General features: G+C 50.8%; 14 protein-coding genes, 1 rRNA gene and 1 other annotated feature. All 15 genes read right to left on the bottom strand.

Annotated features, from left to right (window positions below; translation table 11 throughout):
* Positions 1-198: 198 nt before the first annotated feature.
* Entirely contained in the window at positions 199-726 is a 528-nt protein-coding gene (locus tag KNP79_RS13805) for a YacP-like NYN domain-containing protein (RefSeq protein ID WP_034781731.1), read from the bottom strand.
* Positions 723-1,475 (bottom strand): 23S rRNA (guanosine(2251)-2'-O)-methyltransferase RlmB, encoded by a 753-nt coding sequence (gene rlmB / locus KNP79_RS13800; protein ID WP_034781752.1) that lies wholly within the window; start codon positions 1,473-1,475, stop codon positions 723-725. Before rlmB ends, KNP79_RS13805 begins: the two co-directional genes overlap by 4 nt.
* Positions 1,476-1,581: 106 nt before the next feature.
* Entirely contained in the window at positions 1,582-1,989 is a 408-nt protein-coding gene (locus KNP79_RS13795; RefSeq protein WP_214755072.1) for a Mini-ribonuclease 3, read from the bottom strand.
* The gene (gene cysS / locus KNP79_RS13790) at positions 1,986-3,383 is read right to left on the bottom strand and encodes a cysteine--tRNA ligase (RefSeq protein WP_214755070.1); all 1,398 of its coding nucleotides are present in this window, start codon (positions 3,381-3,383) and stop codon (positions 1,986-1,988) included. Before cysS ends, KNP79_RS13795 begins: the two co-directional genes overlap by 4 nt.
* A complete protein-coding gene (cysE, locus tag KNP79_RS13785; protein ID WP_034781737.1) occupies positions 3,352-4,041 on the bottom strand; it encodes a serine O-acetyltransferase in 690 nt (229 codons plus the stop codon). The genes cysS and cysE overlap by 32 nt, the downstream gene beginning before the upstream one ends.
* A gap of 49 nt (positions 4,042-4,090) precedes the next feature.
* Positions 4,091-4,294: a binding site (T-box leader), on the bottom strand.
* Positions 4,292-5,749: a glutamate--tRNA ligase gene (gene gltX / locus KNP79_RS13780; protein WP_214825080.1), complete on the bottom strand. Its 1,458-nt coding sequence runs from the start codon at positions 5,747-5,749 to the stop codon at positions 4,292-4,294. (Overlaps the previous feature by 3 nt.)
* Positions 5,750-5,794: 45 nt before the next feature.
* A complete protein-coding gene (gene ispF, locus KNP79_RS13775) occupies positions 5,795-6,268 on the bottom strand; it encodes a 2-C-methyl-D-erythritol 2,4-cyclodiphosphate synthase (RefSeq protein ID WP_021066582.1) in 474 nt (157 codons plus the stop codon).
* Positions 6,265-6,942, bottom strand: a complete 678-nt coding sequence (gene ispD, locus KNP79_RS13770) for a 2-C-methyl-D-erythritol 4-phosphate cytidylyltransferase (RefSeq protein WP_034781754.1) — start codon at positions 6,940-6,942, stop codon at positions 6,265-6,267. The genes ispF and ispD overlap by 4 nt, the downstream gene beginning before the upstream one ends.
* A gap of 59 nt (positions 6,943-7,001) precedes the next feature.
* On the bottom strand, positions 7,002-8,066 hold the full coding sequence (locus tag KNP79_RS13765) for a PIN/TRAM domain-containing protein (RefSeq protein WP_034781740.1): 1,065 nt from the start codon (positions 8,064-8,066) through the stop codon (positions 7,002-7,004).
* Positions 8,067-8,181: 115 nt separating this feature from the next.
* Entirely contained in the window at positions 8,182-9,558 is a 1,377-nt protein-coding gene (gene radA / locus KNP79_RS13760) for a DNA repair protein RadA (RefSeq protein WP_034781742.1), read from the bottom strand.
* A gap of 54 nt (positions 9,559-9,612) precedes the next feature.
* Positions 9,613-12,048, bottom strand: coding sequence for an ATP-dependent protease ATP-binding subunit ClpC (gene clpC, locus KNP79_RS13755; RefSeq protein WP_034781743.1), 2,436 nt, complete (start codon positions 12,046-12,048; stop codon positions 9,613-9,615).
* Positions 12,049-12,072: 24 nt separating this feature from the next.
* Entirely contained in the window at positions 12,073-13,116 is a 1,044-nt protein-coding gene (locus tag KNP79_RS13750; protein ID WP_200881519.1) for a protein arginine kinase, read from the bottom strand.
* Positions 13,116-13,340 (bottom strand): UvrB/UvrC motif-containing protein, encoded by a 225-nt coding sequence (locus KNP79_RS15780; RefSeq protein WP_371743437.1) that lies wholly within the window; start codon positions 13,338-13,340, stop codon positions 13,116-13,118. The genes KNP79_RS13750 and KNP79_RS15780 overlap by 1 nt, the downstream gene beginning before the upstream one ends.
* Before the next feature lie 229 nt (positions 13,341-13,569).
* Entirely contained in the window at positions 13,570-14,037 is a 468-nt protein-coding gene (locus KNP79_RS13740) for a CtsR family transcriptional regulator (RefSeq protein WP_034781748.1), read from the bottom strand.
* A 149-nt stretch (positions 14,038-14,186) separates the two neighbouring features.
* Positions 14,187-14,284, bottom strand: a 5S ribosomal RNA gene (rrf, locus tag KNP79_RS13735); the annotation flags it as partial.

Raw genomic sequence — 14,284 nt, 5'->3', positions numbered from 1 at the left:
TGAACTTATGTAAGTTTGTGCTCTCATTATAGGCGTCGGTTAAAACGACCGTCAAATAAAATTCTAAAAATTCCGTCAATTACATATCGTGTAACTCATACATCTATTAGTATACAACATTTCTTTCCAAATAAATGTCAAATTAAAAACAAAAGACGAGTCCATTTGATGAACTCGTCTGTGATATCCTTCACCGCCTCATTTACGACGGCGTATTTCTTCCAATCGGGCTCTTATGTCTGGTGAAAGGTCAATCGTTTTTCGATTCGACCGATCCTGCTCGAGTGCCGACCGTTCTTTTTCAATCAACACCTGGGCGTGCTTCCAATCCTTCAGTAACTCATTGGCAGGAACCCGGAGCGCTCCTTGTCCGAAGATAACCCACTGTTCGGTGAAGTCGTTCGTCGCGACAAACAACGTCACGAGCCGATCATCGACAAGGGCGTGCGCACGGCGTTCAATCCATTCATCCGCCGTCTCGTTTTCTTTCGTATAGACGACCGCGACACGACTTTGATTCGCTTTCGATTCCCGCCCGTATCGCATATGGGCATCGAAGACGATTGTCACTTCGCGACCCGTGACCGCTTGGTACTCGGCCATCGCTTCAATCAAATCGTTTCGCGCTTTCTCAAAATCGATGTCGCGCAGCTTTCGAAGGTGCGGCCATGCGCCAATAATGTTATATCCATCCACGAGGAGCAATTCCCGTTTCTTGATGCTCATGACAATGGGTTACGTGAGCGATGCACTTCATACAAGAGAAGCGCGGCCGCGACCGAGGCGTTCAGCGATGTGACGTGACCGACCATCGGCATGTGGACGAGGAAGTCACACGATTCGCGTACGAGGCGGCTCATCCCTTTACCTTCACTACCGATGACAACGACGAGCGGCATGTTCCCATCGAGGCGACGATAATCTTGGCTCTCGCTCGCGTCTGTCCCGACAACCCATAGTCCTTTCTCTTTCAGTTCTTCAAGCGTCCGCGTCAAGTTTGTGACGCGTGCGACCGGAATGTACTCAATCGCGCCTGTCGAAGCTTTCGCCACCGTCTGCGTCAAACCGACCGAGCGGCGCTTCGGAATGATAATCCCGTGCGCCCCGACCGCATCCGCTGTCCGTAAAATCGAACCGAGGTTATGCGGGTCTTCGAGTTCATCGAGTAGGATGAACAACGGCGTTTCTCCTTTTGACTCGGCGAGGGCGAACATATCTTCGATCGACTTATATTCGTAGGCGGCGACCGCAGCGACGACACCTTGGTGATGTTCGCTACCGGCCATCTTCTCGAGTTTCGTTTTCGGGACGAACGAGACTTGAACCGATGCCTCGTTGGCCATGCCGATGATTTGAGCGAGCGGCCCTTTCTGTTGCCCTTCCATAATAAAGACCTTGTTCATATCGCGACCGCTCCGGAGCGCTTCCATCACCGGGTTGCGCCCGTAAAGGAAGTCGATTCCTTCCTCGAGCACGTCGACTTCTTGATAGTCTGGTCGTTCTAGTTTTTGACGCTTCGGTCGATCATTTCGTTCGCCGCGCGGACGATCAAATGACCGTTGCTCATGCGCCCTTCCTCCGTCATGTCGTTTCGAATGACTCGGTTTCGAGCCATGTGAACGCTTGTTCGATGAGTTCTTCAAGACGATCCCTTCTTTCCATTAGATATGTGTAACCAATCAATGCTTCGAACGCTGTCGAATAGCGATACGTATGAACATCTGTCCGCTTCGGGATTGAACCGGATTTTGCGTTCTTCCCACGGCGGACGACAGCCGCCTCATCATCACTCAAGACACCTGTCTCGAGCCAGTGGGTCACGACCCCAGCCTGCGCTGCCGCATTCACGTAGCGGATGGCGCCACGATGTAGGTCGTTCGGCTTCGTCATCCCTTGTCCGAGCAGTCGTTTGCGTACCGCCATCTCATAGACGGCGTCCCCCATATAGGCGAGGGCGAGGGCGTTCAGTTGAGGGGCGAGTTGTTTCATAACCGTTTCCACCGCACCCCTTGGGCTGTATCCTCGAGTTGAATCTTCTGTTCTTTCAAGAGATCTCGAATCTCATCGGCACGCGCGAAATTCCGCTCCGCCCGAGCCGTGTTCCGCTCTTGAATCAATTGATCAATTTCCGCGTCAAGAAGCTCTAGCTCTTTCTTGATTGTCAAACCAAGCACACCTGTCAATTCTTCGAAGAGAGCGATCACGTGTTCGAGCGTGACTTTCGAGACGTGGTCTGCTTTTGCGTAGATGTTCGCTTCACGTGCCAAGTCAAATAGGACGGTCACTGCATTCGCCGTATTGATATCATCATCCATCGCTTCGATAAACGTTGTTTTAATCGTCGCGAGCTTGCGTTCCATCGCCTCGCTCGGCTCTTCAAGGCCGGCCGTGACCGATAAGCGGTATTCAACGTTTTGATACGACTCCTTGATGCGATCCCATCCGTTCGCCGCTTGCTCGATCAACTCACGGCTATAGTTGATTGGATGACGATAGTGGACCGATAACATAAAGAAGCGGAGCACCATCGCATCCACTTCCTTCAACGCCTCATGGACGAGCAGGAAGTTCCCGAGCGATTTTGACATCTTTTCATTCTCGATATTGATGAATCCGTTATGCAGCCAGTAGTTGGCGAACTTCGTATGATTGCACGCCTCCGACTGGGCAATCTCGTTCTCGTGGTGCGGGAACTTGAGGTCGTGTCCTCCAGCATGAATATCAATCGTTTCGCCGAGGTGTTTCTTTGCCATCGCCGAGCACTCGATATGCCAACCCGGACGACCTTGTCCCCATGGGCTCTCCCACGCCGGCTCGCCTGGCTTCGCCGCTTTCCATAAGACGAAATCGAGCGGGTCTTCTTTCTTTTCCCCAACGTCGACACGTGAACCCGCGCGCAAGTCTTCGATTGATTGCTGGCTCAATTTTCCGTACGTCTCGAACTTACGAGTACGGAAATATACGTCCCCCCCTGCCTCATACGCAAAATCTTGCGTCTCAAGTTCGCGGATGAACGTGATAATCTCGTCCATCGTGTCTGTAACGCGTGGATGGACGTCAGCCGGTAACACGTTCAAAGCACCCGTGTCTTCTAAATAGGCGTCGATAAAACGGTTCGTCAGCGTCCCGACGTCTTCACCGAGTTCGTTTGCGGTCCGGATGATTTTATCGTCCACATCCGTGAAGTTGAGAACATATTTGACCTCATAACCTCGGTACGCTAAATAACGACGAACTGTATCGAAGGCGATGGCCGGCCGGGCGTTACCGACGTGAATGTAATTGTAGACGGTCGGTCCGCATACGTACATCGACACTTTTCCCGGAACGATCGGGACGAACGGTTCTTTCTTATTCGTGAGGCTGTTGTAAAACTGAATCATGTGTTTTTTCCTCCATCCGTTTCTCTAATGACGCAAGCTTCCGCTGCAAATCAGCGACGGCATTTTCGAGTCGCTCTTGGCATTCACGGTCCGGGTCCGGCAATCGATGATCGAGGTCATGTTGTTTGACCCGCTCCCCGTTTCGGATGACGACTCGGCCTGGAATCCCGACGACGGTCGAGTCAGACGGGACGTCTTTTAAAACGACGGAACTCGCCCCGATTTTGACGCAATCGCCAATCGTGATATTTCCGAGCACTTTGGCCCCAGCTGAGATGAGCACATCGTTCCCGATGGTCGGATGTCGCTTCCCTTTCTCTTTGCCCGTCCCACCAAGCGTCACGCCTTGATAAATGGTCACGTTATTACCGATGATGGCGGTCTCGCCGATGACGATGCCGAACCCGTGATCGATGAACACCCCTTCGCCGATGACCGCCCCGGGATGAATCTCAATCCCTGTCAACCAACGGCTCGTCTGAGCAATCATTTTCGCCAACAATTTCACGTTACGCGTCCACAGTCCGTGCGCAATCCGATGTGCCCAAAGCGCATGCAAACCAGGATATGTTAAGATGACTTCTGCTTTCGAGCGGGCAGCCGGATCGAGCTCGAGCACGTTCCGAATATCCTCACTCACACTTTTCCAAAATCCCATAATTGTTCTCCTTTTCCATATCAAAAACAAAGACGCCCCTGTGCCAAGGCACAGAGACGCCGTAAGCGCGGTTCCACTCTGTTTGGGAAAGTTCCCCTCTCAAGTCTCGTTAACGCCGAGTCGCGGTCCCGACTACATATCGCCGGAACGGCTCCGAGGTGCACTTCGACGGGGGACGCTTCTAGAACTTCCAGCCTAGGTTCTAGTCTCTGTTAAGTGTCATACCGCTTACTTTCCTCATCGTTGCCTTTTAAGCTAATAATGTTGTGAGACGTGCCAAGACACGCTCTTTGCCAATCAATGAAATGGCGTTCGGAAGCTCTGGTCCGTGCGTCTGCCCAGTCGTGGCGACCCGGATCGGCATGAACAAGTTTTTCCCTTTTTGACCTGTTGCTTTTTGTGTCGCTTTCGTCGCTGCTTTGATAGCTTCAGGCGTGAAATCCTCAATCGCTTCAAGTTGAGTCTTGAATTCGGCGAGGACAGCCGGTACCGTTTCACCAGCGAGAACCGTATTGGCCTCTTCGTCGTAATCGACCTCATCTTTAAAGAATAGGTCCGTCAACGACACGATTTCAGCACCGTGCGTCATTTGTTCTTTATAGAGGGCGATGAGCGCCGTCGCCCAATCCGCCTGTTCCATCGACAAGGCGTTCGGTAAACGTCCTGCTTCTTGTAAGAATGGTAAACTGAGTGCCACCACTTCGTCAAGCGAAGCCTGTTTCATGTAGACGCTGTTGATCCAAGCGAGTTTCTGTTGGTCGAAGACGGCCGGGCTCTTCGAAAGACGACCGGCGTCAAACATCTCGATGAACGCTTCTTTCGTGAAGATCTCTTCTTCTCCGACCGGCGACCAGCCGAGAAGCGAGATGAAGTTAAAGAGCGCCCCTGGGAGATACCCGAGGTCGGCATACTGCTCGATGAATTGGATGATCGACTCATCACGTTTCGAGAGCTTCTTATGGTTTTCGTTATAGATCAATGTCATATGGCCGAACGAAGGGTAGTCCCAACCGAGCGCATCATACACCATCATCTGTTTCGGTGTGTTGGCGATATGATCGTCCCCACGCAATACGTGGCTGATTTTCATCAAGTGGTCGTCGACGACGACAGCAAAGTTATATGTCGGGATCCCATCCTGTTTGACAATGACCCAATCGCCGAAGTCCTTCGATTCGAACGAGACGTCGCCTTTGACGACATCCGTCCACTTGTACGTGACCGCTTCTGGTACGCGAATCCGAATCGATGGTTTACGTCCCTCAGCTTCGAACGCCGCACGTTCTTCTTCGCTCAAGTTACGATGGGCTCCCGAATAACGAGGTGCTTCGCCACGTGCGATTTGGGCTTCGCGCTCCGCCTCAAGTTCTTCAGACGTCATATAGCACTTGTATGCGAGCCCCTTGTCCATCAACTCGTTCACGTATTGATTGTAAAGGTCGAGGCGTTCCATTTGGAAGTACGGGCCGAAGTCGCCGCCGCGGCCTGGGCCTTCATCCCAATCGATGCCGAGCCATTCCAAGTATTTCATTTGGCTCTCGACACCGTTCTCGACGTTCCGTTTCTGGTCCGTATCCTCGATTCGGAGAATCATCTTTCCGCCAGCATGGCGAGCATATAAATAGTTAAATAGCGCGGTCCGGGCGTTCCCGATATGAAGGTGACCCGTCGGACTCGGCGCATAGCGTACGCGCACTTCACTCATAATATTTCCACCTTTCTTCTCTTCTGCCCAAATAGTATACCACTTTTGTCAAGCGCGGTTGAGCAGGATGACCGCCTGAGCGGCAATTCCTTCTTCACGTCCTGTGAAGCCGAGCTTTTCGGTCGTCGTCGCTTTGACGTTCACTTGGCTGATATCCGCTTCAAGCAACTCGGCGATAACCGCTCGCATGTCGTCGATGTACGTTCGGAGTTTCGGTCGTTCCGCCATCACCGTCGCATCGACGTTGCCAAGCACATAACCTTCTGCTTTGACGAGTTGCCACACGTGTTGTAACAACACTTTCGAGTCTGCATCCTTAAACTCAGGGTCCGTGTCCGGGAAATGCTTGCCAATATCGCCCGCTGCAATCGCCCCGAGCGCCGCGTCGGCAATCGTATGCAACAAGACGTCCGCATCTGAGTGGCCAAGTAGGCCGCGGTCATGCGGAATCTCGATTCCTCCTAAAATAAGCGGGCGCCCTTCCGCGAACGCGTGTACATCAAATCCTTGTCCGATTCTCATCGATAATCCTCCTTCGTTAAAATCGCTTCTCCAAATAATAAATCTTCTGGGGTTGTCATTTTAATGTTGTGATAGTCCCCTGCAAGGACAATCACTTTTTTACCAGCCCACTCGAATAAACTCGCATCGTCCGTCCCGATAAATCCTGACGCTTCCGCCTGATCATGAACCGCTCGGATGTCAGCCGCAGGAAATGCTTGCGGGGTTTGCGCCAGCCAGAGCGCCTCACGCGGCACAGTCTGTGTGATGTGTCCGGTTGCGACTTGTTTGACCGTATCTTTGACCGGCACAGCAAGAATCGCACCTTCCGTTCGGGCAGCTTCTGCGATAGCGTGAAGTTGATCAATACGCACAAACGGCCGTGCCCCATCATGAATCAAGACGACGGCATCCGGGTCGACGACTTGTAAACCCGACCGAACGCTCTGTTGTCGTTCTTCCCCACCCGTCACGTATGTAATCGGGGTCTCTAAATGATGCAACTGTCGCTCGAACCACCCTTGTTCCTCAGGACGCACTGCGAGCACGATGCGCTCACACCATGCATCTTTCGAGAACGCTTCGACCGTCCATACGATAATCGGCTTCCCTTGTAACGTCAGCATCAATTTATTCTCATCGGCTCCCATCCGCTTCCCTTTCCCTGCGGCTGGGATGACCACGGTATAACGCACCATTCCATTCACCTCTGTTCGTGAAAAAAGAGAGCGCTAATGCGTCTCTTTTTCCATGCTTATTCAGGACGCGCAAAAATCATACGGCCAGCCGATGTTTGAAGAACGCTCGTCACGACAACAGGCAATGTCTTCGAAATCAACTTGCGCCCACCTTCAACGACGACCATCGTGCCGTCTTCGAGGTACGCGACGCCTTGATTTTGTTCTTTACCTTCTTTAATGACCGTCACGACCATCTCTTCCCCCGGGATGACAATCTGTTTTACTGAATTTGCCAAATCATTAATGTTCAGCACAGGGACATTTCGAACTTCGCACACTTTATTCAAGTTGTAGTCGTTCGTGACGACAATCCCTTTTTTCAATTCGGCCAACTTGATCAATTTAATGTCCACTTCGGCGACGTCTTCAAAGTCCCCATCATAGATTTCTACTTCGATGCGGTCGTTGTCTTGTAACTCCTTCAAAATATCAAGACCGCGACGACCACGGTTCCGCTTCAACGTATCCGACGAATCGGCGATATATTGAAGCTCGCCGATGACGAATTGTGGCACGATGAGCGTGCCTTCGATGAAACCGGTCTTCGAAATGTCGGCGATCCGACCGTCGATAATGACGCTCGTATCCAAAATTTTATCGTTCGAGCGGCGCAACGGTTCTGCTTCCGGCTTCTCGCGTTCACTCTTGACGAACAGTTTAATCCATTCGTTCCGCTTCCGATAGCCGACAGCGAAACCGAAGTACCCGAACAAGGCGGTCACGAAAATCGGTACGATTTTGCTGAGTAAGAAGATATTTGTTACTTCTAATGAGACACTGATCAAAAAGGCAATCAATAAACCAATAATCAATCCGATCGACCCGAACAAAATATCACCGACCGGTAAACGGACGAGCCGTTCTTCAACAAAACGGATAAATTTAACGACCCCATCGGTCAAGAATAAACTAAGAATGAAGAAGATAAGTCCACCAATCAAACTAGCCACATAAGGAATCGTCAACCAAGCCGGTACATTCACTCCGAGGTCACCTAACAGCAACATCGCTTCGATAATACCGAACCAACCGACGACGAGTCCGATTAAAATAAATCCGATTCGTACAGCAATCTTCACTCATTCCACCTCCTTTATTATGAATTAAAATTTCAAGAAATTAACACTTCCATTGTAACATGGTTTTTTTGAAAGCGTTCGTTACAAAGCGTTAAAAACTGCCGGAAGCGCCCCGTCAGAACGGGATGGCGAGTTGGAGCGCTTCATCGACAGTACTGACACCGACGACATCGATACCAGGTGGGGCCGTCCAGCCCCCGAGGTTATTTTTCGGGATAATCGCCCGCGTAAATCCGAGCTTGGCCGCTTCGGCGACACGCTGTTCAATCCGTGACACCCGTCGCACTTCCCCGGTCAATCCAACTTCGCCGATGCACACATCCGTCGGACGGGTCGGACGATCGCGGAAACTTGACGCAATCGAGATGCAAATCGCCAAATCAATCGCAGGCTCATCCAACTTGACACCGCCCGCAGCTTTTAAATAAGCATCTTGCGTTTGGAGTAAAAGCCCTGATCGTTTCTCAAGGACGGCCATGAGGAGCGCGACCCGGTTCTGGTCGATCCCTGTTGCCATCCGACGTGGATTTCCGAATGAGGTCGGGGAAATTAATGCCTGCAGCTCGACGAGCACCGTCCGCGTCCCTTCCATCGACGCGACGACAGTTGAGCCCGAGACCCCGGCAGTCCGTTCTTCTAGGAAAATTTCAGACGGATTGAGCACTTCTTCGAGACCGCCTTCCTTCATTTCAAAGATACCGATCTCGTTCGTCGATCCGAACCGATTTTTGACGGCCCGTAAAATACGGAACGTGTGGTGACGTTCGCCTTCAAAGTAAAGGACGGCATCGACCATATGCTCGAGCAGACGAGGTCCCGCAATCGAACCTTGTTTCGTCACGTGACCGACGATAAAGACGGCAATTCCACGGGTCTTGGCGATTTTCATGAGCGCTGCCGTACATTCCCGAACTTGGGCGACACTACCTGGCGCCGACTGGATCTCATCCATATAGACGGTTTGAATCGAGTCGATAATGACGAACCCTGGTTCCTCTTCATCGATGACCCGTTCAATCATCAACATATCCGTCTCCGCGAGGACATATAAGTCCTCGGTCGGGAGGCCGAGCCGCTCGGCGCGAAGTTTCGTCTGTTTGAGCGATTCTTCCCCGGAAATATAGAGCACTTTCCGTCCACTGTGCGCCAAATGGGCGCTCACTTGAAGCAAAATCGTCGACTTTCCGATTCCCGGATCGCCACCGACGAGGACGAGTGAGCCTGGAACGATTCCGCCCCCAAGCACGCGGTCAAACTCTTGACTGTTCGTATGGACGCGCGTCTCTTCTTGTGACACAACGTCCGACAGACGCTCCGGCTTCAGCTGTCTCGAGGAGCTATGAACGAATGCGGCCCCCCGCTTTGCCTTTTTCTCTTCGACAAACTCTTCAACGAGCGTATTCCACTCGTTACAACCTGGGCAACGCCCCATCCATTTTGCGGATTCGTATCCGCATGACTGACATACGTACTTCGTTTTAATTTTTGCCATGATGTTCCTTTCCGTCTAAAAAAGCCCCCTCACATGAGAGAGGGAGCCTTGTAGTTACTGAACGACACCTTCATTACGGACGACGAATTCGCCGTCTTGTACATCGAGCGCCACTTTGCTGCCTTTTGTGATGCTGCCGCTGAGCATCGCCTCTGAGAGTCGGTCCTCAACCTCACGCTGGAGCGCACGGCGGAGTGGACGAGCCCCGTATTCCGGGTCGTACCCGACTTCAGCGATTTTCTCGAGCGCTGATTCGGTGAGACTGAAATCAATGCCTTGTTCTCCGAGACGTTTCGTAAGTGTCTCGGCCATAAGTTTGACAATTTCTTGGATGTGCTCTTTTTGGAGCGAGTGGAAGACTGTGATCTCGTCAATCCGGTTCAAGAACTCGGGACGGAACGCTTTTTTCAACTCTTCCATGACTTTGTCTTTCATTTCGGTATATTCACGTTTCACATCATCTTCAACCGTGAACCCGACATATTTGTTGCGTTTGAGGGCTGCCGCACCGACGTTTGACGTCATGATGATGACCGTGTTCCGGAAGTCGACCGTACGCCCTTTCGAGTCAGTCAAGCGACCGTCATCGAGCACTTGAAGCAAGATGTTGAACACTTCAGGATGGGCCTTCTCAATCTCATCAAGCAAGATGACCGAATATGGCTTGCGACGAACCTTCTCAGTCAATTGACCGCCTTCTTCATAGCCGACGTAACCTGGAGGCGACCCGACGAGACGGCTCGTCGCGTGTTTCTCCATATACTCAGACATGTCGATTCGGATGATGGCGTCTTCGTCACCGAACAACGCTTCAGCCACAGCACGAGCCAACTCGGTTTTCCCGACACCAGTTGGTCCGAGGAATACGAACGAACCAATCGGACGTTTCGGATCTTTCAATCCGGCACGAGCCCGGCGAATCGCCCGCGAAATCGATTTGACGGCTTCATCTTGACCGATGACCCGGCCGTGGAGAATCGATTCGAGTTTGAGGAGACGATCTGTCTCTTCTTCGGCAATCTTCGTCACCGGGACACCTGTCCAGTTGGCGACGACTTGCGCGATATCTTCTTTCGTTACTTCGAGTTTTTCGTTCCCTTGCTTATTCTGCCATTCCGACTTGAGCTGTTCGAGCTCATCCCGGAGTTTCTGTTCGGTATCACGTAACGAGGCAGCCTTCTCGAACTCTTGACTCTGTACAGCCGAATCTTTCTCTTTGCGAATCGACTCAAGACGAGCCTCGAGTTCTTTCAAATTCGGCGGTGCCGTGAACGAACGAAGTCTTACTTTCGAAGCAGCCTCATCGACGAGGTCGATCGCTTTATCCGGAAGGAAACGGTCCGAGATGTAGCGGTCCGAGAGAACGACGGCTTCATGAATTGCTTCATCTGTGATCGTGACGCGATGGTGCGCCTCGTAACGGTCACGTAACCCGAAGAGGATTTGTTCTGCCTCATCCGTTGTCGGTTCATTGACTTGGATCGGTTGGAACCGGCGTTCGAGTGCCGCATCTTTCTCGATATACTTCCGGTACTCATCAAGTGTCGTCGCTCCGATACATTGGAGTTCACCACGTGCGAGTGACGGTTTCAAAATGTTCGACGCGTCGATTGCGCCTTCAGCGCCGCCAGCTCCAATCAATGTGTGCAATTCGTCGATGAAAAGAATGACGTTCCCAGCTTGGCGAATCTCATCCATTACCTTTTTCAATCGGTCCTCAAATTCACCGCGGTATTTCGTTCCGGCGACGAGTGTTCCCATATCAAGTACCATGACACGTTTATTACGAAGAGTTTCTGGAACTTCGTTATTAATGATCTGTTGAGCGAGACCTTCGACGACTGCCGTTTTCCCGACCCCTGGTTCCCCGATGAGGACCGGGTTATTTTTTGTCCGGCGAGACAACACTTCGATGACGCGTTGAATCTCGCCAGCGCGGCCGATGACTGGGTCAAGACGCGACTCACGCGCCTGTTGGGTCAAGTCACGGGCCAAGCCGTCTAGCGTTGGTGTCGCGGCACTCGTTCCAGGTTGTGACGCATTAGAAGATGACTCCGTGTTTCCTAAGAGTTGAAGTACTTGCTGACGTGCCTTCGTCAAACTGACTCCAAGGTTGTTCAAAACACGAGCCGCCACACCTTCGCCTTCACGAATCACGCCGAGTAAAATGTGCTCGGTGCCGACGTAAGAATGTCCAAGTTTTCGAGCCTCGTCCATCGAGAGTTCGATTACTTTTTTTGCACGCGGTGTATAGTGAATCGTTGAGCCGTTTTCTGATCCACGGCCAATGAGTGCCTCTACTTCTTGTTGAATCTTTTCAGACGTGAGTCCGAGGGCGAACAGTGCTTTAGCAGCAATCCCTTCCCCTTCACGGACGAGTCCGAGTAAAATATGTTCCGTACCAATATTATGATGGCCAAGTCGTACTGCTTCCTCTTGTGCTAAAGCTAATACGCGCTGAGCTCGTTCTGTAAATCGACCAAACATCATTGACAAAACCTCCTTAAAGTTGGATCAAACTAAGCCATGATCTAACGTTCGACGAACGAGAGTCGCTCGTTCGCGATCTCGTTCTTTCGTAGATAATGTTTTCCCGAAATGTTTTTGTAGGAAACCTGATTGAAGCTTTACAATTAATTCGTGAAACTGAGGTGGACTCCAGTCGGACAAAATACCAAGGTCACTCGCCAAATGCAAATCCGACAGACGTTCAATCGCTTCTGTCGATGATAACAGTTTCGCATAACGTAAAATTCCGTATGAGCGATAAAACTGGTCCTCTAACTCGTCTTGGTTGCTAGCCAGTAGCTCTTCCCGTGCTTGTCGTTCCGCCTGAATGACTTGCTCCGTAACTTCCATAAAATCTGTCAACAACTGTGATTCATGACTGCCGAGTGTGCGTTGGTTCGATAATTGAAACAACCGTCCCGCCGCGTCGCTACCTTCTCCATACCGTCCCCGAATCGTATATCCGAGCTTGCGAAGCTCTTTCAATATAGGAGTAATTCGCCCTGTCAACGTTAGCCCTGGGAGATGGAGCATCACTGACGCTCTAAGTCCTGTACCGATATTACTTGGACAAGTCGTTAAATATCCGAGCTGTTCGTCATATGCGTACGGGAGAGATTCGCCACAGAGAACATCGACTCGTTTCGCGAGTTCAAACGCTTCTTCCACTTGATAACCCGGGAGTAACGTTTGAATTCGTAAGTGATCTTCTTCATTAATAAGCACACTGATCGTTTCATCTTCACTTAACAAGACGGCACTTTCTTCTTTTCCAGCAATCGTTGGGCTAATCAAATGTTTTTCAACGAGTGCTTGTCGTGTCACTACATCGTAAGTGCCCATGTGCAAATATTCGAAGCCTTGCAATCCGCCAAGTGACGTTTCAACACGTTGACAAAGCTGATGTTGACTTTCTTTAGATAAAACCGGAGAAAAGACTGTATCTTTTAAGTTACGCGCTAGACGGATACGAGTGGAGATGACTAAGTCATCAAGTTTCGCTCGCTCTTTCATCTTCGGACCGAGTGGATGCTTGAGAAATGGTTCCATCATGCCTCACCTTGTCCTTTCAGCTGAATTATTTCTTTTTTAATTCGCGCTGCACGTTCATAATCTTCTTGTTCGACGGCTCGTTGTAACTCCCCTGCTAACTTTTGGAGTCGCTCTTCGATTCGCTCGTCGGGTGTGCGCAAGGCATCAGGCATCGAACCGACGTGAACATCATGGCCTTGCTGGTACTGCCGAGTGATTTTAATCAGTTCATCACGAAACACCGTATAACAAGTAGCGCATCCAGCTTTTCGTAAATGAGCCAGCTCGTTTTGTGTCAGTTGACACGTGGGACAGCGTTTCACGACCGGCACATAACCTGACATGATTTCTACTGTACAATTACGACATAGTTTACGCGTTACAGGAATTCCATTCTCCACTACTTGAATTTCATTGACGGCAGGTCGCCGTTTGCATCGTTCACATAGCATAGATGTATGCCTCCGTCAGTCAATGGTAACTAAGTAATTTCATTAATGCGAGTAACTGTTGTCTTCGAATCAAGTGTCGATCTTCAGCGTTCAAGCCGAGCGCTTCATCAGACAATAAATGATACAACAAGCGCACTTCCCGCTCACTCAACATCCCTTCTTCAAATAAGCGAATCAAGATGTTCTCGACAAGCTGTTCGGAAAGACGAGGATGGTCTTGTAAAATATCCATCAAGCTGACCAACACGTCTTGCTTTTCATGTAAAATTACGCGGCGAATGCGAATATATCCTCCGCCCCCACGCTTACTTTCGACCAAATAGCCCTTCTCGACCGTAAAGCGCGTATTGATGACGTAGTTGATTTGAGACGGAACACATTCGAAACGCTTGGCAATATCTTGCCGTTTAATCTCGATTGCTTCGGCCTGGCTCTCCTTCAGCACTTGTTTTAAATACTGTTCGATTACATCCGATATGTTTCTCATCTCCACCACCCTCTGACCATCTTTGACTTTTGACTATATTCTATCATTGATTCAAAAAAAGGCAAACGAAAAGCGATGTCGCAACTGCGACATCGCTAGATATACAAAAAAAGAACGACCAAGCGGATGCTTGATCGTCCTTCGCGTTGGCCTGGCAACGTCCTATCCTCACAGGGGGAGACCCCCAACTACTTTCGGCGCTGAAGCGCTTAACTTCCGTGTTCGGCATGGGAACGGGTGTGGCCGC

The sequence above is a fragment of the Exiguobacterium sp. s7 genome (assembly GCF_018618195.1).
Taxonomy (GTDB): Bacteria; Bacillota; Bacilli; order Exiguobacteriales; family Exiguobacteriaceae; genus Exiguobacterium; species Exiguobacterium mexicanum_A.
Note: the sequence above shows the minus strand (reverse complement) of the source record. Positions and strands in the feature narration are given on the sequence as shown.

What these genes read in the sequence shown, in the direction of transcription:
- ispF (WP_021066582.1), bottom strand. Translation starts at nt 6,268, where the DNA reads ATGAGAATCGGACAAGGATTTGATGTACACGCGTTCGCGGAAGGGCGC.
- clpC (WP_034781743.1), bottom strand. Translation starts at nt 12,048, where the DNA reads ATGATGTTTGGTCGATTTACAGAACGAGCTCAGCGCGTATTAGCTTTA.
- KNP79_RS13750 (WP_200881519.1), bottom strand. Translation starts at nt 13,116, where the DNA reads ATGGAACCATTTCTCAAGCATCCACTCGGTCCGAAGATGAAAGAGCGA.
- KNP79_RS13740 (WP_034781748.1), bottom strand. Translation starts at nt 14,037, where the DNA reads ATGAGAAACATATCGGATGTAATCGAACAGTATTTAAAACAAGTGCTG.
- KNP79_RS13805 (WP_034781731.1), bottom strand. Translation starts at nt 726, where the DNA reads ATGAGCATCAAGAAACGGGAATTGCTCCTCGTGGATGGATATAACATT.
- cysE (WP_034781737.1), bottom strand. Translation starts at nt 4,041, where the DNA reads ATGGGATTTTGGAAAAGTGTGAGTGAGGATATTCGGAACGTGCTCGAG.
- KNP79_RS13795 (WP_214755072.1), bottom strand. Translation starts at nt 1,989, where the DNA reads ATGAAACAACTCGCCCCTCAACTGAACGCCCTCGCCCTCGCCTATATG.
- radA (WP_034781742.1), bottom strand. Translation starts at nt 9,558, where the DNA reads ATGGCAAAAATTAAAACGAAGTACGTATGTCAGTCATGCGGATACGAA.
- cysS (WP_214755070.1), bottom strand. Translation starts at nt 3,383, where the DNA reads ATGATTCAGTTTTACAACAGCCTCACGAATAAGAAAGAACCGTTCGTC.